Source organism: Eubacterium limosum (assembly GCF_000807675.2).
In the GTDB taxonomy this organism is placed as follows: Bacteria; Bacillota; Clostridia; order Eubacteriales; family Eubacteriaceae; genus Eubacterium; species Eubacterium limosum.
In genome coordinates, this window is record NZ_CP019962.1 from 147,966 (window position 1) to 168,193 (window position 20,228).

Annotated in this window: 19 protein-coding genes; 4 read left to right on the top strand and 15 right to left on the bottom strand. The window is 48.9% G+C overall.

The window, feature by feature from the left end; all coding sequences use genetic code 11:
• From B2M23_RS00710 to B2M23_RS00725, 4 genes are all read left to right on the top strand, one after another.
• A complete protein-coding gene (locus tag B2M23_RS00710) occupies window positions 1-723 on the top strand; it encodes an ABC transporter ATP-binding protein (RefSeq protein ID WP_038350882.1) in 723 nt (240 codons plus the stop codon).
• Between the two features lie 16 nt (window positions 724-739).
• On the top strand, window positions 740-1,660 hold the full coding sequence (locus B2M23_RS00715) for a SufB/SufD family protein (protein WP_038351149.1): 921 nt from the start codon (window positions 740-742) through the stop codon (window positions 1,658-1,660).
• Between the two features lie 27 nt (window positions 1,661-1,687).
• Window positions 1,688-2,575: a DMT family transporter gene (locus tag B2M23_RS00720; RefSeq protein ID WP_038350883.1), complete on the top strand. Its 888-nt coding sequence runs from the start codon at window positions 1,688-1,690 to the stop codon at window positions 2,573-2,575.
• An 86-nt stretch (window positions 2,576-2,661) separates the two neighbouring features.
• On the top strand, window positions 2,662-3,498 hold the full coding sequence (locus B2M23_RS00725; RefSeq protein WP_038350884.1) for a DegV family protein: 837 nt from the start codon (window positions 2,662-2,664) through the stop codon (window positions 3,496-3,498).
• A 70-nt stretch (window positions 3,499-3,568) separates the two neighbouring features.
• Here the strand turns inward: B2M23_RS00725 and B2M23_RS00730 are convergent, their stop codons facing one another.
• The 15 genes from B2M23_RS00730 to B2M23_RS00800 form a co-directional block, all read right to left on the bottom strand.
• The gene (locus tag B2M23_RS00730; RefSeq protein WP_038350885.1) at window positions 3,569-3,772 is read right to left on the bottom strand and encodes a hypothetical protein; all 204 of its coding nucleotides are present in this window, start codon (window positions 3,770-3,772) and stop codon (window positions 3,569-3,571) included.
• Window positions 3,773-3,910: 138 nt separating this feature from the next.
• Window positions 3,911-4,567 carry a SipW-dependent-type signal peptide-containing protein gene (locus B2M23_RS00735; RefSeq protein WP_038350886.1) on the bottom strand — a complete coding sequence of 219 codons (657 nt, stop codon included), beginning with the start codon at window positions 4,565-4,567 and terminating at the stop codon, window positions 3,911-3,913.
• A 45-nt stretch (window positions 4,568-4,612) separates the two neighbouring features.
• Window positions 4,613-5,425 carry a hypothetical protein gene (locus B2M23_RS00740; protein WP_038350887.1) on the bottom strand — a complete coding sequence of 271 codons (813 nt, stop codon included), beginning with the start codon at window positions 5,423-5,425 and terminating at the stop codon, window positions 4,613-4,615.
• Window positions 5,426-5,550: 125 nt separating this feature from the next.
• Window positions 5,551-6,252 (bottom strand): hypothetical protein, encoded by a 702-nt coding sequence (locus B2M23_RS00745; RefSeq protein WP_038350888.1) that lies wholly within the window; start codon window positions 6,250-6,252, stop codon window positions 5,551-5,553.
• Window positions 6,253-6,394: 142 nt separating this feature from the next.
• Window positions 6,395-6,967, bottom strand: a complete 573-nt coding sequence (locus B2M23_RS00750) for a signal peptidase I (RefSeq protein WP_052237052.1) — start codon at window positions 6,965-6,967, stop codon at window positions 6,395-6,397.
• Between the two features lie 139 nt (window positions 6,968-7,106).
• Window positions 7,107-7,721 carry a hypothetical protein gene (locus B2M23_RS00755; RefSeq protein ID WP_038350889.1) on the bottom strand — a complete coding sequence of 205 codons (615 nt, stop codon included), beginning with the start codon at window positions 7,719-7,721 and terminating at the stop codon, window positions 7,107-7,109.
• 14 nt (window positions 7,722-7,735) lie between these two features.
• Window positions 7,736-11,245: a DUF7601 domain-containing protein gene (locus tag B2M23_RS00760; protein WP_038350890.1), complete on the bottom strand. Its 3,510-nt coding sequence runs from the start codon at window positions 11,243-11,245 to the stop codon at window positions 7,736-7,738.
• A 177-nt stretch (window positions 11,246-11,422) separates the two neighbouring features.
• Window positions 11,423-11,845, bottom strand: coding sequence for a hypothetical protein (locus tag B2M23_RS00765; protein ID WP_038350891.1), 423 nt, complete (start codon window positions 11,843-11,845; stop codon window positions 11,423-11,425).
• A 22-nt stretch (window positions 11,846-11,867) separates the two neighbouring features.
• Window positions 11,868-13,064: an AfsR/SARP family transcriptional regulator gene (locus tag B2M23_RS00770; RefSeq protein WP_038350892.1), complete on the bottom strand. Its 1,197-nt coding sequence runs from the start codon at window positions 13,062-13,064 to the stop codon at window positions 11,868-11,870.
• 214 nt (window positions 13,065-13,278) lie between these two features.
• Window positions 13,279-14,154, bottom strand: coding sequence for a MucBP domain-containing protein (locus tag B2M23_RS00775; protein WP_038350893.1), 876 nt, complete (start codon window positions 14,152-14,154; stop codon window positions 13,279-13,281).
• A 2-nt stretch (window positions 14,155-14,156) separates the two neighbouring features.
• On the bottom strand, window positions 14,157-14,885 hold the full coding sequence (locus tag B2M23_RS00780; RefSeq protein WP_038350894.1) for a hypothetical protein: 729 nt from the start codon (window positions 14,883-14,885) through the stop codon (window positions 14,157-14,159).
• A gap of 11 nt (window positions 14,886-14,896) precedes the next feature.
• A complete protein-coding gene (locus tag B2M23_RS00785; RefSeq protein WP_038350895.1) occupies window positions 14,897-15,562 on the bottom strand; it encodes a hypothetical protein in 666 nt (221 codons plus the stop codon).
• 256 nt (window positions 15,563-15,818) lie between these two features.
• Window positions 15,819-18,038 carry a SpaA isopeptide-forming pilin-related protein gene (locus B2M23_RS00790; protein ID WP_038350896.1) on the bottom strand — a complete coding sequence of 740 codons (2,220 nt, stop codon included), beginning with the start codon at window positions 18,036-18,038 and terminating at the stop codon, window positions 15,819-15,821.
• A gap of 186 nt (window positions 18,039-18,224) precedes the next feature.
• Window positions 18,225-18,530, bottom strand: coding sequence for a hypothetical protein (locus B2M23_RS00795; RefSeq protein WP_038350897.1), 306 nt, complete (start codon window positions 18,528-18,530; stop codon window positions 18,225-18,227).
• Window positions 18,531-18,601: 71 nt separating this feature from the next.
• The gene (locus tag B2M23_RS00800; RefSeq protein WP_081571054.1) at window positions 18,602-20,185 is read right to left on the bottom strand and encodes a sensor domain-containing diguanylate cyclase; all 1,584 of its coding nucleotides are present in this window, start codon (window positions 20,183-20,185) and stop codon (window positions 18,602-18,604) included.
• Between the last annotated feature and the right edge of the window lie 43 nt (window positions 20,186-20,228).

Sequence of the window (20,228 nt, forward strand, 5' to 3'; positions counted from 1 at the left end):
ATGCTAGAATTAAAAAATATCTGCTTTGAAGTGGAGGATGAAAAAAAGGGCATCCTCAAGGATGTCAGTCTCAAGATTGACTCTGGTAAATTCGTTGTCATTACCGGCCCCAACGGCGGGGGAAAATCCACCCTTGCCCGGATTATCTCCGGTATTCTCACCCCGACGGCGGGACAGATCCTGTTCGACGGCCAGGACATTACAGACCTTGACATCACTGAACGCGCCAAGCTGGGCATCAGCTTTGCTTTCCAGCAGCCTGTCCGCTTCAAGGGAATTACCGTCCATGATCTTATCTCGCTGGCTGCCGGCTCGCCGCTTAACCAGGTGGAAGCCTGCCAGTATTTATCCGAAGTCGGCCTCTGTGCCAGAGACTATATCGACCGTGAGCTCAACGACAGCCTGTCCGGCGGGGAGATCAAGCGTATCGAAATCGCGACCATCCTTGCCCGCGGCACCAAGCTGTCCATCTTCGACGAGCCGGAAGCCGGTATTGACCTCTGGAGCTTTAAAAACCTGATCTCTGTTTTCCAGAAAATGTATGAAAAAAGGGGCGGCGCCATCATGATCATCTCCCATCAGGAGCGTATCCTGAACATCGCCGATGAAATCATTGTGCTGGCAAACGGCAAGATCATCAGCCAGGGGGCCAGAGAAGACATTTTACCAAGACTTTTAAGCGGTACAGACAAAGTAGATTTCTGTCCTAGAATGGAGGAATAATATGAACGAAATACCAATGAATGACGTAGCAAGAGAGCTGCTGAAGGACGTTGCCGACATTGACGGCAAGCCTGAGGGCGTTGCTTTTAATATCCGCGAGGACAGCCAGTGCGCCGGTCGTAACTCTACGGATAATATCCAGATTGTGAGCAAGGAGGACGGCTCCGGCATTGACATCATCGTGCAGCCAGGCACTAAAAACGACAAGGTTTTTATCCCGGCTTTGGTGACTTGCAGCGGTGTGCACGACCTGGTTTACAATGATTTCTATATCGGCGAGGACGCAGACGTGACCATCGTGGCAGGCTGCGGCGTATCCACCGACGGTTGTGACGGCTCCGAGCACAACGGCATCCACCGCTTCTTCCTGAAGCCGGGCTCAAAGGTGCTGTACATCGAAAAACACATCGGCGTTGGTGAGGGCACCGGCAAGCGGGTCATCAACCCGGAAACCTACATCGAGCAGGAAACCGACAGCTACATGGAAATGAACACCACCCAGATTAAGGGCGTGGACTCCACCAAGCGTAAGTCCGCGGCCAAGCTGGGCGAAGGCGCCAAGCTTGTCATCAAGGAGAAGCTCATGACACACGGTGACCAATACGCCGAAACCGCCTTTGAGGTGGATATGGACGGCGCAGGCTCCAGCTGTACCCTGAGCTCCCGTTCCGTCGCCCGTGACCGCTCCCGCCAGCTTTTCCTGTCCAAGATCAATGGCAACAACCAATGCGCGGGCCACTCCGAATGTGACGCTATCATCATGGACGAAGGCGTTGTCTCCGCGATTCCGGAAATTACCGCCAATGACCTTGAGGCCGAACTGATCCATGAAGCTGCCATCGGCAAAATTGCCGGTGACCAGATCATCAAGCTCCGCACCCTCGGTCTGACCGAGCATGAGGCCGAACAGCACATCATTGAGGGATTTTTGAAGTAAGGGCTTCCCTGCTTCCTGAAACGGCCAATGAATATTAAAAATAAAACCTTATACGCCGACCTTGCGCTCATACTCGTCGCCCTTATCTGGGGCGTGGGCTTTATCGCGTCAAAGGCGGCGCTTGTGACCATCACACCACTCTGGGTCATGACCTTTCGGTTTTTAGGATCAGGCGTTTTACTCCTGATCCTTTTTTTAAAGCGTGTCAGACGGCTTGATAAGCGCACGGTGCTCATGGGCATGGTGGTCGGCAGCTTTATGTTTGCGGGCATGGTCTTCCAGACCATCGGCCTCGACCATACCACAGCCTCCAACCAGGCCTTCCTCATTCCATCCTATGTGGTGCTGGTCCCCTTTGTCTCCTGGATGATGACCCGGACAAAGCCCCGGGCGCTGGATGTGGCCGCGGCATTACTCACCTTTGTGGGCGTGGCAGTCATCAGCCTGAAACCCGATTTCAGCATGAATCTTGGCGACGCCCTGACCCTGGCCTTCGCAGTGGTCTATTCCTTCCAGATCGTCTTTTTAGGGCTGTTTGTCAAGGAAACGGATGTGATGTCCTTTACGGTGGTCCAGATGCTGACAGCGGGCATTTTATCGCTTTTTGCCGCGCTTGTTTTCGCGCCGCCCCTTGATGGCGTCAGCGCCTCCAGCGCCTTTGGCATTATCTATCTGGTGCTCTTTAATACGGCCCTGGCCTTTCTCATCCAGAACATCGCCCAGCAGTACACCACCTCCACCCACGCCTCGCTGCTCATCTCACTGGAGTCTGTCTTCGGCCTGATCGTCTCCGTTATTTTCCTGCATGACCCCTTTGGGCCGCGCATGGCGCTGGGCTGCGGCCTGGTCTTTGCCGCTGTGCTTTTGTCAAAGCTGGAGTTTAAAAAAGAAAAAGCGCCGTTATCCTTGAAATAAGCACGGATGACTGTTTTTCTTATTGCAAAATAAAGATTTGGGTAATATAATTAATGTAGAGATTACTAAACTTTTCGAGGAGTGCTATGGAAAACAAAATTATTGTGGACAGCTGCCTGGATTTTAATCCGGAAATCTTTACCGCAGATCTGCCACTTGAACGAATACCCTTTAAGCTCAGAATTGATGACGAAGAGCTGGTGGATCAGGACTTATCAACCATGCTGCTGGTGGATAAAATGAAGCTCAGCAAGAACAAAGTATCCACCGCCTGCCCATCACCCCAGGAATACCTGGACGCCATTGATCCGGAGCGTGTTAACTATATTATCACCATCTCATCCAAGCTCAGCGGCTCTTATAACAGCGCTGTCATGGCGGCTGTTATGGCCCAGGAAAAATATCCGGACTGCCAGGTGCATGTACTGGATTCCGAAAGCGCCGCCGCCGGGGAGGACCTGCTTTTCATGAAGCTCCAGTCCTTTCTGGAAGAGAGCCTGCCTGCGAACGAAATCGTGTCTAAACTCATGGATTTTATCACAAATATGCGCACCATGTTTATACTCAATTCGCTCGATAACCTGGCTAAAAACGGCCGTATCAGCAGCACAATGGCTCTTTTGGGCAAGGTGCTGAAGGTTGTGCCCATCATGACCGACAACGGCGAGGGCGAGATCGCCCTGAAGGAAAAGGTCCGCGGTAAGAAGAAGGCCTTCTCCCGCCTGGTGGAAATTATCGCCGACGAGGTGTCAGACGCCAGCGAAAAAATCCTGGCCATCGCCCATGTGCATGCCCAGGAAACCGCCGAAAACCTCAAAAAAGCCATTGAGGAAAAATGCAACTTCAAGGATGTGGTTATCTTTGAAGCTGGCGGACTGAGCACTGTCTACGCCGACAACGGCGGCGTGATTGTGGCTTATTGACAGGACGAAAAAACCCCGACTATACCTTCTTAATAAAGGTACAGTCGGGGTTCTTTTTATCGGTACTGCCTTAAACGATCTGAAGCTTTGGCGTTTCATCCGCACCCTCATCCGTCAGGGCGGAATCCAGGATTTTAATGGCTTCAAGCGCACTGCGGAATGCGACCTTCTGCTGCGTCTGCACCCATAGAATGGTGCCCTGCCAGGTGTTGTTTCGTGTGCTTTTAATCTCTAAGATAAAAGTCTGGTTGTTGGTATTGACTACTTTTTCCATTCTTTTCCACATCCTTCAATATGATTTCTACACTATCCTCATAACTTTATTCTAGCAGGGTCTGGTCACATGGCGATAACACGTTTGAATTGTTCCTATCAAAAAAACGGTCTGTTATGACCGCTTTTTGATACTTAATTAATTATTATAATCTTCAATTGTCACATTACCCCAGCTGTCAATCTGTCCTGCGGCATTATGTCCTGGTGTAAAATTATCTGACTGGATTAAATCGGCGGTAATCTTGATGCTGAATTTAACATCTGCTGTCTTATTCCCCCAGGTTTCCGGGATTTTAACAAGTGTAAAAACAGGTGTTGTCTGAGAGGTTTTATTAGCATCTCTTGTTAATATGGTCTGATAATAGACATAACCATCTGTACCCACAACCCAGTCCGAACCATAATTCAAGCATTCGGCTGATAATAGCTGTAACTTCTGATCAGCGGTTAGTTTACCATCTTCATTGACAACTTCCAATTTCACACGAACATAGGCATCTTCTGATGTTCCCGTCAAGCTGACACGTGGTTCCTTGCTCAGCCAGTCGCCCGGTACGATATGATCGTATTTGATACCGTCGTCCGTTGGTGTACCGCCTTTGATGGGATGTTTTGTTGTATCGTCAGTCCCCGGGGTAGTGGTTTCGGTTAAATCCCCCTGTACATTGCCGAGGGTAAACACATTCTGAGCATCGTCGGTATCTGTGAAATAAGCCAACGTACCGCCAATGACGATTACTGCGATAAGGGCCAATGCCGATATAAGGATCGCGCCTTTTTTCTTTTTAGTCATCCATTTTCTCCTCTAAACTGGTTCTATATTTTTTTATTCCTGAGCTTACACGACAGCCACAAATTTATCATCTTTAGCAGTTCTGCCAACATTTGCAAGATTAATTAACTCAGCTTTTGCATCTATATGATCTGTCTGCACGGCAAAACCATTGACATCAATGACAAAGGTTGGTAGTTTGTCAAGTACCAAGATATTGCCAAGTCCATCTTCATAGTAACTATTTACAATTGAACTGCTTACCTGATCTTTCGTAAGAACATTACCATCTTTATCATAAACGGTTTTGTTTGTCAGTTCGGTTTCTGTGACAGTTCTTAAACCTGCATTAACCCGGGTGTCTGTGAATAATGGCTGAGTAGCAACTTCTCCTTCTGCAGTATTGATAATATCATTGTACATATATAACTCGCTGCCGTTCTTAGAAGTAGCAATTAGTGTCCATTGTCCACTAGCCACTCCTGTCTCCCAGCCTTCAACAGTTGCGTATCTTTTAAAATTTTCTTGAGACATTTTTATAGCTTCACCGGCATTTGTAACCGTAACAACACCGTTTTTTTCCTCGGTTTTAACATTATCACCGTAATAGTCTACGGACATTGCTACTTTAGCGTCCGCACTATTTGCATCGATGGTGATGGTTGGCGCCTTATGAATCAGCTGGCCTGGTTCATAGCTCTCTGCTTTTTCTTTCTCAAAATCTTCTTTCGTTACGCCACCAATATTTGCGCCCGTAAACTTATTCGTCTTCTGTCCGGTGTTCGCGCTTAGATACGCTAACGTTGATCCAACTGCAATGACGCCTACTAACGCAGCAGCGATGAGACCTTTTGCCAATCTTTTTTTCTTCTTATCCATTTTTTCTTCCTCCGTTCTAAATTTCAACATTTTTCGATAAATCTTTTTATTTAAATACCGTTTTATTATAACTATATTATAATCTATGGTTGTCACACGATGGTCACAGTCAAAAGGTTATTGCCTTAATTTGCGTTGATAAATTTAACCATTTCAGCAGCAATATTCATACCATCCACGTCTGCCTGGATGGCGTATGCCTGTACTTTGATATTGAATTTTGGCAGTTCGCCTTTTTCATTGGCTTCGATGTTTTTACTTAAAGGGACTGCGCTGAAAAGCGCGGTGGTTTCTTCATTCAAATCTAATGTTTTATTATAAAGGAAAATCTGAGTCAATGAATTTTCTATTGAAATGTTATCCCATTTTTCATCAAATTCAATCCCATCTTCCGTTAACAGCCCGTCCTTAAACGCCTCGTAAGTTACCTGAATTTCTTCGTTCTGCGCATTATATAAATAGTAGCTAACCTTCAGCGCAACGTTTGTTTTCACGCCATTCCCTTTTTCATTATTGTTTTTAACGGTTGGGTTCTTGGGGATAACCTGTCCGGGAAGATAGGCTTTCGCCTGATTGACACCGAGTGTCATATCAGTTTCACGTCCTTCAATCGCTTCTTCACCAGTGGTGCTGTCACCTTCTTTATTATCAAAGGTGTAACCATCCCACTGATCTTCTCTTAACTGGATATCAATATTTTTATTGGAAGAAAAAGCATTTGTCTTTGTGCCTGTGCTTGTCGATAAAAGGGCTAATGTCAAACCAACGGCGATGACTGCTATGATTAGTAAGCTTGTCAATACCAGTCCTGCTCTTTTTTTCTTCATGCTCTCCACTTCCTTTCTATATGCAATATGGATTGATTTCTAATTGATTATGTATTTATTATGACAGAGTATAGTCACAGAACGGTCACATCAATTCTTTTTAAATAAAAAAACAGAGCTTTTTGCAAGCCCTGTTTAATCACTATTCCTTCTTCTTTCTTTTTTGTGTCTCTTTCTTTTTACTTTCCGCTGTTTTCTCACTCCTGGGGTCTTTTTTCGCTTCTTTTTCTTCCTCGTCGTCACCCTTCATCAGAAAATCTGGCAGGAAGGTAAGGATCAGGATCACCAGTATGACGGTAACCATAACGATCATTCCCGTGGTGGTGTTAGCGTAAACGGCTAAATAGCCCATATAGGGAATGGTAAAGACCGGCTTGCCCACCAGATTTTCGTAAGCCACTGCTCCGCCATCCACATTGTCGTTGGCGTCGCCCTTGGTCTGGAAGGTCTGGGCTTCGGTATCAATGGCAACCACTCTATGGGTAACCATGGTGTCATCGCTGATTTTAAAGGTGATGGGATCTCCGATCTGCACATCCTGCGGATCGGCGTCCTTCACATAGATAAGGCTGCCGACATGGTACGTAGGCTCCATACTGCCGCTGAGTACTGCAAGGGGTGTCATGCCCAGCAGCTTTGGCAGAAAGAGGATGGCTGCCAAAGCGACCAGTATGACTAATATCAAGCTTGTAAATATGTGATAGATTTTTTTCATTGGTGTACACTCCTTCGTTATGCATCATTCTGAATTCTTAAGGCTACTTTAACAAAAAACAGTCATATCATGGTCACACGAGATCCTAAAAAGAAACTGCCACACGGGTTTGTGTGACAGCTTTTTTACCACAAAATGTTTATTTTTTGTCAAATTCTGCCCATATCTTCATGGCGTTCTCAGAATTATAGTTCCCTGTCGCATCTGTTGCTTTGACAGGCTTCCCATCAATGGTCGCTTCGGTCTGTACGGCTTCCTGATAAAGGGTGATCTGGAAATCTTCAAAATCCTTAAGGGGCTTTCCGTCTTGATCAGTGATACCCGTAATTGTTGTAAATAAAGGGGGCGTTGAAGTGTTTGGTTCTGTAAATGGTAAAATACTTTGGTAATACCAAAAACCATCTGCCCCATTATATGTCCACACGTTTGTATTGTAATTAATTTTAATCTGGTTTTCTTCTCCATTATTAACACGTTCTGCGATGCTGCTCGGCGAGATGGTCACCCGCATCCGGACAATACAGGCGCTGGGGCCGATATTTTTAACGGCCGGATCTTTTTTAATGGTGCTGCCCACTACTTCAGGATTTTCTTCGATTTCCGTGGTCACTTCACCCGGGGCAAAATTGTTGGTCGCCGCCTCGGTGCTTTTGCTTAAATAGGCCAGAGTCACCGCGCCGCCAATTAATACCACTGCCAGGAGAGACACTAAACCATATTTCAGTTTTCTATTTTTCAAGATGTTGTTTAACATTTTTGTGCACCTCCTTATTCATTGGATGGCTGAACGGGCGTTGTGCCGTCTGGAACCTGTCCTTCAGGGACTTTATGTTTTTCTACTGTGACGGTTCCATCTTCACCGATCTTAAAGCTGTTTTCCACCACGTCGGTGTGGGAGAAATAGTCTTCGTTGGTTAACTTGTTGGTAAAGCTAAATTCTGTTGGAAGTGTATTTTTTGTTTCCTCGGTGTTATTTTGCTGGACTGTGTCTGTCTGCGGATTATCCGATGTGCATGTGTAGCGCATGGTATTAAGTTCTTCAACCGTATACTCACCAATTGGTAAATTATCAATGGTTATGGATGCTGTTTTGCCCACATCTTCACTTAGTCTCAGTGTCCGGTAAAATACCTGGGGCTCTTGACCATCAATATTGTTTGGGCCTGTAATCTTAAAAGTAAAGATCGGGTCGCCGTCCATGTAGTCAACCTTGCTGTCATCCGTGATGGTCTTCGTGATTTTGAGACTGCCAAGTTTTTTGGTGTTGGTAACCTCTACTTTAGCATTTTTTTTGAATTCAATTTTTCCTGCTGCTTTATCTGTTGTAGAATCCACTATCGCCTCACTGATTGTATACTGAGGATTTTCATAATTATCCTTATCATAGTTTTCTATTACTTCGAAGGATGTGTCCGCAGCAATATTTTCTATTTTAATAGTCTGTCCCGCTTTTATTTCAAGGATTCCATTTTCGCATAGCTTACCTGCATCCACTCCGTTTACTTTATATTTACCACTATATGGTTGACCACCAATTTTAACCTGAATTTGAAAAGTTTCATTACTTTCTTGACCTTCAGTCATTTCTTTTGTAATGTCTAAATCATGAAGGTTTTCAGCATCACAATGATTTTTAAAAGTAACAAAGGCGTTTTTATCGATTGATAAGGGATCGGTCTGTACAATAAACTTGCCTTTTTCAGTCTCAGAGGGAAGAATATTACCATCTTGTACTGCCTGCCCATTAACTCTAAATTCATCATAGCGATCTTGATCGACGCTGATTTCCTGAAGAATATAGTTTGTTTTTCGATCTGCAACTTCTTCAAAAACTGCCTGCTGACCATGATGTAACGTGAATTTACCATCTTCTCCTGTATTTAAAGTCTCTCCATCCATCGTGTATGTTTTGTTCTTAGCTAAACTATAGAAAATCCCGTCCTTTTCAATGGTATCTTCGTCAGCCACTGTTGCATCATTATCTTGTAAAAATAGTCTAAAATTAAAATTCACATCGCTATAAGAGCCTTCATTAATATTAGTAACTTCTTTCCTTACCGTAATGCTGTCTTTAGGCATAACTGGGAGATTGAATTTCATTTTACAGTTAGAAGCACCGCCGCCACGTTCCATATAAAAAATCTTAATTTCATGGTTGCTATAATCTGAAAAAGTATTTCCATCCCAGTCTTCTTCAGACATACTTTTTCCTTTTTCAGTATTCTTGAACTGTTCTTTTATATTTGTAGGCTCATGAAATATTTCTACAGCACTACCGTTTACATTTCTACTATCCTTAACTTGAACCTCACCTGTTGCAAAATTAATAGAACCTGAATGGGCGTCATGGATTCCACCCAAATCTAAGACTAACACACCGTCGACAAAAACCCACATATCATCATCGCCGTTAAATTCATAGATCATATCCTGACCATTGTACCGTCCACCTTCTAGTTGAGTAAAGCTGGAGGACATCACCATTCCAAACCAATAGTCATTTCCATTCTGTGCTTCTGGCGCTCCCGACCACTGAGTTTTATAGAGCTTTTCTCCATAACGTAAGGATTCCTCGTCAAGTTTTTTCCCATCTTCATCATAATAATTACTGTTACTGGAAAATTTACCGGCTTCAATTTTATTATAAGGCATAAAATTACCTCTTTTATAAAAATAAGCATTCTCATTACTCGGCGTTCCTATTTGGTCATAAACAGTAAAATCATATGGCGTTTCTCTATCAATCTTAGCAGTTGATTCTTTCCAGTAAGCATAATTCTCAAAACTACTGTAGTAAAATGTGCCTTTAGTATCAGGATTATCATAAATATCCTTCCTGAACAAATGATTGGCCTTTCCTTGGTAATTACTACTTGTTGTACTAAAACTTTCAGTTAAGGGTTTTTCCTTCATCGAACCCATTGCGCCAACTGGGATTCCATCGTCATTTAATTCTTTTTTCAACCGGCCCTGTTTTAAACTCCCATCTCCATAAGCGGCCCAAGTATCTTCTGGTGTTGGGGTTGAATAGTCAAACATTTGTATGTCGACACCCAATTGCTGGCTGTCGACGGTTTCTACTTCTGTTAATGGAGTTACTTTAGTATAAACAAAAGTGATTGTTGCATGATTATTATATGTATCACCGTCTCTATTTATACGATCTCTACCAAACTTATTGTTATTCTCCACATATTGATACTGATAAGGTTCCGTATTGCTTTGCCATACTATTAAATTTGTAAAATTCCGCTCTACATCAATAATATTCTCATAGTCTTGCTTCTGAAAGTCTGAATAACCTTTAGCTGAAGCTTTCTTAAATTGGTAACCTTCTAATTTTATATTAGCAGCAACATCCACTATAGAAACATTAGGCATATCCAAATTTACAGAAATCGTCTTAAGCTCTTGTACCGTAATAGGGTCACCCTTTTCATCTACAATATTGACAATCCAGTTACTGAAATATTGGTCTTGTTCACTCCAGTTTTTATTATTTACATGAAATTTAAATCGTACCTGATTATCTTTTAATGTCTGACCAGCTCCCCCTGTTTCATTGGTGTTTCTCTCCGACGGATCGCTGCTTAGGGCCTCTGGTTCACTGACTTCCGCTGTTACGTTTCCAGTCTCTGCCTGGGTCACACTCTGCCACGCCAGCGCAATCGGCTGCAAAGTCGTTATCATACTTTCAACCGCCTGTACTTTTCCGTTAGCGTCAGCGGTAATCTTTGTGTCCTCTTCCCCGGTTACTTCCATGGTGTAGATGGTATTATTCTGCTCATCTTTACCCTCGGTTTTCTGGTAAAGAGTAACGCCCTTTTCTGCGCTTTCACTATTTAAAAAAGCTTCGGGAGCAGTTGCCTCTTTATAAGTGACTTTCAGTGTATACTCTCCCTGCGCGGGTGTCATATCTTTTCCTTCTTTATTCTGTAGTTTTACACTGTAAGCAGTAAAGCCGTCTACAGTTGTTCCCTGTTCGCTGGCTTTAGCTTTTAATCCCGCTTCAGTTTCGGCATAAAGGGCTTTTTCGGCTTCATCCTGGCTGTCTTTATTGAGCGCTTTTACGGTGAGCGCCGCGCCTGCGGGCAGGCTGGTGCCTTCGGTGGCCTTCAGCTCTGCTGTGATGCTGTCGTCCTCATAGGTGAGTACGGCGGGGGCGGCGTTGGCTTTTTCCTGCGCCAGGGCGGTGAGGCCCGGGCTCATGGCTGAAAGCATGAGCAGCATGCTCAGTAATATGGATGTATATCTGGATAATCTTTTGACGCTTTTCATGATTGGTTCTCCCTTCATGCCTTTTTCTCTATTTTTACCGGCGGATTGCTGGCTTTTTTCGGTTCTTTTTAATGATACCTTAACTATACCAGCGATTTGTCACACAATGGTCACAGGTCACTGTTTTCTTAGGTTTACTGTGACTGTGAAAAAAGCCACGCCTGGCAAAGCGTGGCTTTAATATTCGGTCATAAGCTGGATGCATTCCAGAACGCTTTTAAAGGCTCCCAAAGTTTTACCCGTGGTATCCTTCAGGATGCCCTGCCATTCGGCATGGTGTCTGCTCTGCATGATGAGGTCAAAGGTTTTAAGGCTGCCGGCCGCGCTTTTTATCTCGCCGGGCTCGTGGTAGCGTTTGGGGACAGCTACGTAAGGCCTGGGCTTTACCGCCTGTTTTCCAAAGGTTCTGCTGATCTGCCCTGCCTGAGGCTGGCCGATGGTGTCGTAGGCTTTATCGACGCTGGCGACAAAGCTTCTGACGCTGGTGAAGGAAATCTCGTTTTCCAGCGCGACGCCCATGATCCTTCCGGCCATATCGTCTTCGTCAAAACGGTCGATGCAGAGGCGCAGGCTGGTGGATGGGATGCTCTGTGGTTTCATTTCTCTCTCCGTATTTTGTTTGTTAATCATAATGCAATTCGTCGAGGTCGAACCTCAGCTGAAGCTGCCGGTTTTTATAATTGCTCCAAAAAGCTTTCTCGATGCGCCCTGCGACGATCTGGGCTGTCTCGTACTGGCAGGTGGGCAGCAGGGCCACATACTGGGAGCTGCTGTACTGGGCCACCGGGTCGCCTGAGCGCAGGGATGTGCGCAGCACATCCTCCAAATGAACCATGGCGTCTCTGAGAACCTCTATTTTTTTGTTTTCGGCGATGCCCTCGTCGGCTGAAAGGGTCGTTAATAATAAAAAAACCGAGATCCCCATCCTGGCGCCCTGTCTGGCCTGGAGGCAGTAAATCCGCTTAAATGCGCCATATTCGCATACAAAGGCGCCGGTGTTACTCTCTTCCATCAGCTCATTTTGGACGTCCACGATGTCTCTTTCGTGACGGTGCGTTTTCTTAATAATGGTTTCGTACAGCCCCCGGAGTTCCTCGGAGGGGGTAACCCCAAGATAGTCGTAAAGGGTTTTTTCGGCTTTCTGGTAATGCTCGGTGGCCTGCTTGTAATTGTCCTGTCCCATAAGGGCTCTTATAAAACAGCAGTGCAGGTTCTCATCCAGGTTATCAATCTGGATAGCCTTGCTCACGCAGCCCGCCATTTCGCTGAAGCGTCCCTGCTCCTCTAACAGGGCCGCGGTCTTCTTGACGGCGCTCAGGTAGGCGGTATGATAGTAGGTAGCCAGGGAGGCAACCCAGTATTCGCTTGCAAATTTGGGCAGCAGCTCGCCGCGGTACAGGTTGATGGCTTCTTTGTAGCTGTCGATCTTTCTGCCCGGGTCTTTCTCTTCCTCAGCTTCTTTTATTTTTTCTTCAAAAACTTCGATGTCCAGGCTTACGCTGATTTCCTGATTCCAGATATAGGCGCTGCGGCCTGTCAGGATAAAATCGTTTCTGCCCCAGGTTTTCTTGATGAGGCTGCGCAGACGGTACATGAGGTTTTTGAGCGCGCCTGCGGGGTTGTCGCTCTCTTCTTCTTCCCAGAGGGCTTCTGCTAGCTCCTGTACCGTCAGTTCTTTCTGGCGGTGGCACAGGATATAGATGAACAGCTTGGTCATCATCTCTGAACGGATGCTCTCTTCATCCAGGCTCGCGCTATCGTCTGAGATGCTGAAACCTGAAAACATCTGGGCTCTCAGTGTGGTATTTTGCTCTTCCACTACTTTCGTCCCTCCTATTATATTTGTATTTATAATATTATTATAAGCGTTTATATTTTCTTTGTAAATCCAAACTTTTAATTTTTATCTAAACGGTTGATTTTTTATGAAAATGGTTAATTTTCCTTAAGAAATCCGGCCTTTAAACAGAATAAAGGTGCGCTCTCAGCGAGCACACCTTGCGATCATTCGGTGGCAAAACTATAAAAAATCTTTATTGTCTGGCTTTCTTTTTCCTGTAGACGATGATGGCGGTGATCAGGATCGCGAGCAGAGCGACCGCGCCGACACCAATCATGATGAGGTTGGCCATGCCGCCCACCTGCTTGGCCGCGTTGGCCAATGGGGTTTCGTTGGGGTCGATGGTTTCTTCATCAGGCTGGCCTAACGGGGTATCGCGCCCCTCGATGTTTTCTCCGGGAGGGTTATCGCCGGGGGGATTCGTACCGCCTCCGCCGGGGGTGGTGGTACCGCCTGGCAGTGTGGCGGCTGTGCCGGTATCGCCGGGCTGCCCGGTGACAGGCACAACGCCGGGCCGGGTTTCAAAGGCGGGGTTATCGGCGGGAGTATAGACAAAGTCGATCTCGGTGCCTTCGGCGGCGATGGTTGTGCTTTTGCCTTCGGCGTCCGGAATATAGCCATCGATCTGACGGGCGTATTCGACCACGGTACCGCCCTTGCTGGCGGCTACGACCTTCTGGGTGGCCAGCTCGTTGCCGTAGGTGTCGAGGTAGCGCACGCGGTAGCTGGCTTCCTCAATGATTTTGGCGTACTGGGCCACATAGGTGGCTTTGCCGGTGACGGTGGTCTCAACGGTTTTGTTCCAGTCGGTAAAGTAGTAGCCTGTGTTTGGCTGTACCATGGCGGCAACGCTCTCTGCGTCCAGCTTACCACCATAGGTGACAGGCTGTGTATAGCTGGTGTCTCCGGCAATGCTGCCTTCGGCTCCGGCTTTAAATTCGATATTATAGTCTTTTGTTTCCTCGGCGTGAGCCGCGGCGGGAAGGGCGATTCCCATCATCATAAACGCCATGGCGCTGGTAATGATGGCGGCCAGTATCCGGTTCATTTTTCTTTTAAGGACGTTCATGATTATTTCTCCTTTTTCTTTCTGGAAACCATGAGTATGACGATGGCCACAACAGCGATAAGGACGCAGACACACGCCACGATCAGGTATGGGCTGACGCCGTTAAGGCCGGTGTTCGGGCCGGCGGCGCCGGGGTTTGTAATGCTCTGAACCAGGCGTTCGATCACGTTTCCGCCGCTGTTACTGCCGCCCGGCGCTGCGGGATCGACGGTGGACGCGGTAAAGACAAGCTGGATCTCGCCAGTCTGCTTCATGTAGCTGTTGCCTGTGGAGTTTCCCTCCAGCTCCAGGCTGATGTCAATCACATCGCTCTGTCCCTGGGCGAGGGTATCTAACAGAATGTTGTTGCTCTCATCTAAGTACTTTTCACCGGCTGAGGTGTTTTTGGCAGTCCCGCCGCCGATGATGGTGGTAAAAAAGGGCTGGCCGTTTTTGCTGATGACAAAATCATACACAGCCTGGGAATCGGCGGTTTTGCTGGCGATGTTGTCCAGGATTTCAGCACTCATGTAAAACCTCATTTCGCTGCTGTCCTCGTTTTTGAGGGTGAGGCTGATGGTGCGCTTTTCACCGGGAAGCATATTGTCAAAGCTCTCGGCGTCGCCGCTCACATCGGTGACAAACTTTTCGGCCTGCCCCTTAAAGGTAATGGTCTCAGCGGCGGAGGCTGTCAGCCCGGTAGCCAGCAGGAGTGCCAGGGTGATTATAAGGGTGATACATTTCTTTTTCATGACTTTTCCTCCTACTGTTCGGTATAGTCTGTCAGGTTGCCTTCTGCGTCGAGCTCTGCGATGATGCCCCATTCGGCCAGCATGGCTTTCGCTCCGGCCTCTGCCTGTACGGCGTCGGCCTCAAAGGTGATGTTGGCGCTGTAGCCTGCGTAGGCGTTGCTGTTCTCAGTTACTTTATCTTTTAAAATGGTGAAGCTGTCCATCACGCTTTCGGTCTGGGTATCTCCTCCGACCTTCTTTGTATAGTAACAATAGATGACCTCTGGGTCTTCCGGGTCTTCGGCGACCAGCCAGCTGTCATTGTCTCTTAAAATGCCGATCTCTTTTGGGGAAAGTGTGAAGTCTTTCTTTCCGTCTTTGTCCATCCAGCTGCGGTTGATGGTGACACGGATATAGCTGTCTTTGCTGTTCGCGTCGCTCTTGACGGCGACATGCTCCTGCACCGTATCGCCGGGCATACCGGCGTACTGGTAGCCTGCCTTGCTGTCCCCCGCTGCATCCAGGCTTTTAACGTCTTTGGCGGCGTCTCCGTTCTGCACGATTTTAATGCCCAGCTCTGCGGCGGACACGTCCTTGGTGGTGGTGGTCGAGGCCACAAAAGCCGCCATCGTGCTGCCGATTGCCGCCACAATGGCGATAATGGCAATGACGATCAGGATATTTCTTTTCTTTTTCATTGGATTCCGCTCCTTATATCAATTGATTTAAAGGGTTTTCACCTCGATATTCTGCGATCTTTACCATGATTATACGCGGAATTTGTCACACAGCAGTCACACATTACCGAACAAACTGAAACTTTACTTTTTATTATGTTACCACATTTTGGACATCTTTACAATTTTAAAATCAGGTCTTTTTACCGGTACAATGCAGTGAACCCGGCTCAAAGGCGCAAAAAGCCCCGGGAGCGGTCCCGGGGCTTTCATTTTCTTATCTTCTCTTTTTCAATCCGATGATGCCCGCGCTGCCGCCTGCCAGGATAAGCAGCAGGGTGACAGCGGCGCTGATGTCTGCGATGCCGGTCTTGGGGTTGGCGCCTGCGGCGCTCCCCACAGCTGTTTTACCGGCGGCAGGCTTCTGAGGTTCCGGTGTTGCCGGGGTCTTTGGGGTCTCTGGATCTGGCGGCGGGGTTTCGCTCTTTGTGTTTTCAAAGATGACGCTCTTGCCCGTCTCAATATTGTCTTCATCCAGAGTGAAGGCCAGGGCGGTGGTACTCAGGCGGTAGCCCTCCGGCGGGGTGACCTCCTCGAAATAGTAGGTTCCCAGCAGCAGGTGATCCACCGTGATCATGCCCTGGGCGTCGGTGGTGAAGGTTTGAGCCTCGGCGGGGTCGGCGCTCCAGAGGGGCAGACCGTTGTTGGCATCCTTATAATAGAACACCGTACCGTCCGGCTGGCGTTCATAGAGCCTGAATGCGGCGTTTTCAAGGGTTTTCTGCGGATCGGCCTGGTCGACCTTTTTCAGGCTGACACTGCCGGTGAGCTCGACTGGCTCCACAGGCGGTTTATCCGTCAGGGGCAGGTTGGTGGCGGTGACCACAACGCCCTGGGTATCCTCAGTGCTGATGGTAAAGGTTTCGGGGCTGTAGGTCACGCTGTCCTTGTCATAGCCCGGGGCCGCGGCCGTTTCCACAAATCGGTAGGTGCCGGAGCCCAGCTTTTTAAATTCCAGCATGCCGTCCGCGCCAGTGGTGCGGACCGACTCGCCGCCGTCAGTGGGCACGTAGGGCACAAACACGCCGTCTCGCTGGATTTCCAGCTGGAACGCGGCGTTTTCAAGAGGCGTCCCATCCTCGGCGCTTTGCTTTTCAAGGCGCACACTGTGGGGTTCTCCGGCCTCGATGCCGCCGTCCAGGTCCTCCAATATGACAGACTTGCTGGACGTGATGGGGCTGCTGTCTGTGGTGGTGAGGGTGGCGGTGTTGCTGTATTGTTCATAAGCGCGTCCAGTTTCGGACTGGATGGTGACATAGTAACCCACAGCTTCTCCCCCGGCGATGCCGCCCGTTCCCCAGGATCTGACCATGGTGTCGAGCTCGGCGTCGGTGAGCTTGCTGTTGGACGACTTGATCTTGGCGCGCAGAGCGGTGTCATCAGCGGCGAGCTTCACGCCGTTTCCAGGCACGTCGCCCAGGCTGATGATCAGGTATTTTTGATCGGCGCTGATGCCGTAGGCGGGTGAGCCGTAGTTTATGACCCTTTCTTTAAAGGCGTCCAGGCTTTCGCCGGCTGTCTGATTCAGCGCTGTGAACTGTGAGATGACGTTGATGGAGGCCGCCCACTGGGTACTGAGCGCTCCGTCTGCGTTTCTGGGCCGGTACAGCAGGCTCTGGATATTGACGGACTTGATGGTCTGGTCCTTTTCCAGGGTATCCTCAATCACGGCGTTTTTCAGCGGGGTGATGGCAGGACTGGTGTGTACGGCGGCAGTGAGCAGATTGTCGAAGTTGACCGCGAGGTTCCAGGTGATGGTCTCAGAGCCCGTATAAGTGGAGCCGGTTTTGGAAAGCGGCTTTTGGGGTGAGGGGATTAAATCTTCAGCGGGATAGTCCTCGCCCGGGTCCGGGGTGGAGGGATCGGCCGGCTTTACCGGAACCGGGGGCAGGGTGACGCCGCCCACTTCGATGACGGCATCGCCGGCCTCGGTGGCCTTGAGGGTGCCGCTCGCGTTGAAATGACCCTTGATGTAGCGCTTCTGGGCGCCGGTATCGGTCAGGGTAAAATGGATTTTATTGTTCTGGACGCCCCAGTGCCCCAGGGTTTCGCCGTTGTAGGTCAGCGGGGTATTCAGGGTGGTGTCCCGGAAGGTGAAATAATCGGCGGGAAGGTCAATGGTAAAATAGTCGCCCTCCTTTACCTGTCCGTAAAAATCTTTTTCCTCCAGGGTCCAGGTAATGCCGAAAAGAATGGTGCTGCCTGAAACCAGGGTTTCATTAAAACTGTCGTCTTTTTCGTTATCGACAATGATGGGCACCGTGGTGCCGTTTGTTTTCTTCAGGCTCATATCGACGTCTAACCCGGTAAGAACATTGGTTAAATCTCTTTGGTCATCGCTCTCAGCGAAAGCTGCCGGCATTGCTCCAAAGGCAAAAAACAGGACAAAAACAAGGGCTGTAAATTTTCTGGCTGTAGATCCAATACTTTTTTTCATGATTGCTCGCTCCTCATTTGTTATGCTAATATTCTATATAAGACTCATTGATAATACAATTCTGCTTTATAAGATTCACGGGCAAAAATTGACACGAGTGTGACATAGCGTTTTTCGCTATAACAATAAACTGTTTGGAGCTTTAAGCACAAAAAAACAGGCTGCCTGCCTGTTTTTTAATGCCGGTTATTCAAATTTACGGGCTTTCCTCAGGATGACTGCCGCGACTACCACAGCCACCACAATGGCAGCAATGCCGCACAGGATGAGCGGCGATGGGCCGTTCTTGCCGTTGATGGGCTGGGCCAGCGGGGTCGGGCTCTCCCTCACCACCTCGGCAGCCCTCTGGCCGTTCTCTGCCTCCTGGCCGGTGCTCTGGGCGGCGCAGAAAGGGTTTTCCACAGCCTGTGTCGCCGCCCGGACGACAGGCCCGCACAGGATAAGGAGCAGCAGGGCGCTGAAAAGAACAGCCGTTATCCGATGTCTGGTCATATTCCCCCGCCTCCCCTCATTTTACCGTGTAATATTTTACAATATTATAGCCCGCAGCAGTCACACCGGTGTCACACACCGGTCTCACCGTCCTGGTAGATGGCGAAGCCGTCGCGGGTGCCGCGCTTGATGCTGTACAGGGCCAGGTCGGCCTTTTTATATAGGGTGTCAAAATCGCTGCCGTCCGCCGGGGCCAAAGCCGCTCCAGCGCTGCAGGTAAGCCGCAGGTCATGGGCCTCCGCGATGCGGATGGCGTGGAAGGTCTGGCAGAGCTTTTCAAGCTGGGACGACACAATGGCGTCGCCGGGAATGTTTTTCATAAAGACGATGAACTCATCGCCGCCCACACGGCCCACGATATCGCTGCCGCGGAAATGCCGCCTCAGCAGCGCCGCGGACTGGCGCAGGGCCTCGTCGCCCACGGCGTGGCCGTAGGTATCGTTGACGTCCTTGAACCGGTCCACGTCCAGCATGATAAGGGCCTGCATGCCCCGGTGCTCGTCGCCCTGGAGCCAGACGTCCACATTCTCGCGGGTGCTGACTGCGTTCAGCAGGCCGGTCATGGCGTCGGTCTGGGCCTTAACCTCAAGCAGCTTGCGGTCCCGCACGTTGGTGTACTGGAGCACTGCCAGCAGGATGATGAGCCCGGCCACCACAAAGAGGGAGAGCACGATCTCATAATCCCGGATAAAGGCATAGGGCTGCTGAGCGTTCTCCTCAGGCACTGCATAGCAGATAAACCAGTTATTGTAGCCAATGGGCTCATAGGTGAGATAGCGGGTTTCTCCGTCCCGGCTGACCCGGTAGACCGCGCCGGTGCCGTCTGCCAGGTCGGCCTGCACCTGCGCGAGGGAGCTGCCCTTCTCAAAGGTGACGTCGCTGTAAAACTCGAAAAAGGTCTGGCCCCTCCGGTCCTCCCCGTGCTTTTTATCCATCATGATGGACTCGCCCGCGCTGTTGATGATATAGACATAGCCGGTGCCGCCGTACAGGTCGCCGAAGAAGATCTCGCTGAGGCGGCTGACGTCAAAGCTTCCGGCCAGCACGCCGTTAACGCTGCCGCGGCTGTCATAGACCGGCACAGCCAGCACGATGAGGTCAGTGCCGTCCATCTGGCTCTCGATGGGGTCGCTGACCACGCGGCGGCCTCCGATGGCGGCCTGGAAAAAGGCCTGCCCGCTCATATCCTGTACCTCGGCTCCGTCGCTGGCGTAGGCGGCGCCTTCCTTTGTCCCATAGGTCATGCGCATAAAGGAGCTCTCACTGACCATGGCCCTCAGCAGGTCGCCGTTTTCGGCTGTAACAGGGTTGTCCTGTCTTCCCAGATAATCGGCCAGGCCCTCCAGGTTTTCAAACTCCAGGTCCATGACGTCTTTCAGGTGGTTGCATTGACTGGTGACATTGTCGGCCAGCTGAACCCGCGTGGTATCCTCCACAGCTTTCTGGATGCCGTAGAAAAACACGGCAATGCAGATGCCAAGATAGCATAGGAACACGAAAAGGGCGGTTGCGTAATGGTAAAGCGATTTTCGATGGAGCTCTTTCATGGGCCTGTCCTTTCCCAAAGAAGTTACAATGCCGGAAGCCTGCCGCGCGCCCCGCTGCCCTTTTGTAACGCTTTGCTTTGGTGTTGAATGTGAAAATGGGTACACCATTCCAGTTTGTTCTTATTATAAGTACCTCTGGTCATACGGCGGT

What these genes read in the sequence shown, in the direction of transcription:
- B2M23_RS00710 (WP_038350882.1), top strand. Translation starts at nt 1, where the DNA reads ATGCTAGAATTAAAAAATATCTGCTTTGAAGTGGAGGATGAAAAAAAG.
- B2M23_RS00715 (WP_038351149.1), top strand. Translation starts at nt 740, where the DNA reads ATGAATGACGTAGCAAGAGAGCTGCTGAAGGACGTTGCCGACATTGAC.
- B2M23_RS00720 (WP_038350883.1), top strand. Translation starts at nt 1,688, where the DNA reads ATGAATATTAAAAATAAAACCTTATACGCCGACCTTGCGCTCATACTC.
- B2M23_RS00725 (WP_038350884.1), top strand. Translation starts at nt 2,662, where the DNA reads ATGGAAAACAAAATTATTGTGGACAGCTGCCTGGATTTTAATCCGGAA.
- B2M23_RS00730 (WP_038350885.1), bottom strand. Translation starts at nt 3,772, where the DNA reads ATGGAAAAAGTAGTCAATACCAACAACCAGACTTTTATCTTAGAGATT.
- B2M23_RS00735 (WP_038350886.1), bottom strand. Translation starts at nt 4,567, where the DNA reads ATGACTAAAAAGAAAAAAGGCGCGATCCTTATATCGGCATTGGCCCTT.
- B2M23_RS00740 (WP_038350887.1), bottom strand. Translation starts at nt 5,425, where the DNA reads ATGGATAAGAAGAAAAAAAGATTGGCAAAAGGTCTCATCGCTGCTGCG.
- B2M23_RS00745 (WP_038350888.1), bottom strand. Translation starts at nt 6,252, where the DNA reads ATGAAGAAAAAAAGAGCAGGACTGGTATTGACAAGCTTACTAATCATA.
- B2M23_RS00750 (WP_052237052.1), bottom strand. Translation starts at nt 6,967, where the DNA reads ATGAAAAAAATCTATCACATATTTACAAGCTTGATATTAGTCATACTG.
- B2M23_RS00755 (WP_038350889.1), bottom strand. Translation starts at nt 7,721, where the DNA reads ATGTTAAACAACATCTTGAAAAATAGAAAACTGAAATATGGTTTAGTG.
- B2M23_RS00760 (WP_038350890.1), bottom strand. Translation starts at nt 11,245, where the DNA reads ATGAAAAGCGTCAAAAGATTATCCAGATATACATCCATATTACTGAGC.
- B2M23_RS00765 (WP_038350891.1), bottom strand. Translation starts at nt 11,845, where the DNA reads ATGAAACCACAGAGCATCCCATCCACCAGCCTGCGCCTCTGCATCGAC.
- B2M23_RS00775 (WP_038350893.1), bottom strand. Translation starts at nt 14,154, where the DNA reads ATGAACGTCCTTAAAAGAAAAATGAACCGGATACTGGCCGCCATCATT.
- B2M23_RS00780 (WP_038350894.1), bottom strand. Translation starts at nt 14,885, where the DNA reads ATGAAAAAGAAATGTATCACCCTTATAATCACCCTGGCACTCCTGCTG.
- B2M23_RS00785 (WP_038350895.1), bottom strand. Translation starts at nt 15,562, where the DNA reads ATGAAAAAGAAAAGAAATATCCTGATCGTCATTGCCATTATCGCCATT.
- B2M23_RS00790 (WP_038350896.1), bottom strand. Translation starts at nt 18,038, where the DNA reads ATGAAAAAAAGTATTGGATCTACAGCCAGAAAATTTACAGCCCTTGTT.
- B2M23_RS00795 (WP_038350897.1), bottom strand. Translation starts at nt 18,530, where the DNA reads ATGACCAGACATCGGATAACGGCTGTTCTTTTCAGCGCCCTGCTGCTC.
- B2M23_RS00800 (WP_081571054.1), bottom strand. Translation starts at nt 20,185, where the DNA reads ATGGTGTACCCATTTTCACATTCAACACCAAAGCAAAGCGTTACAAAA.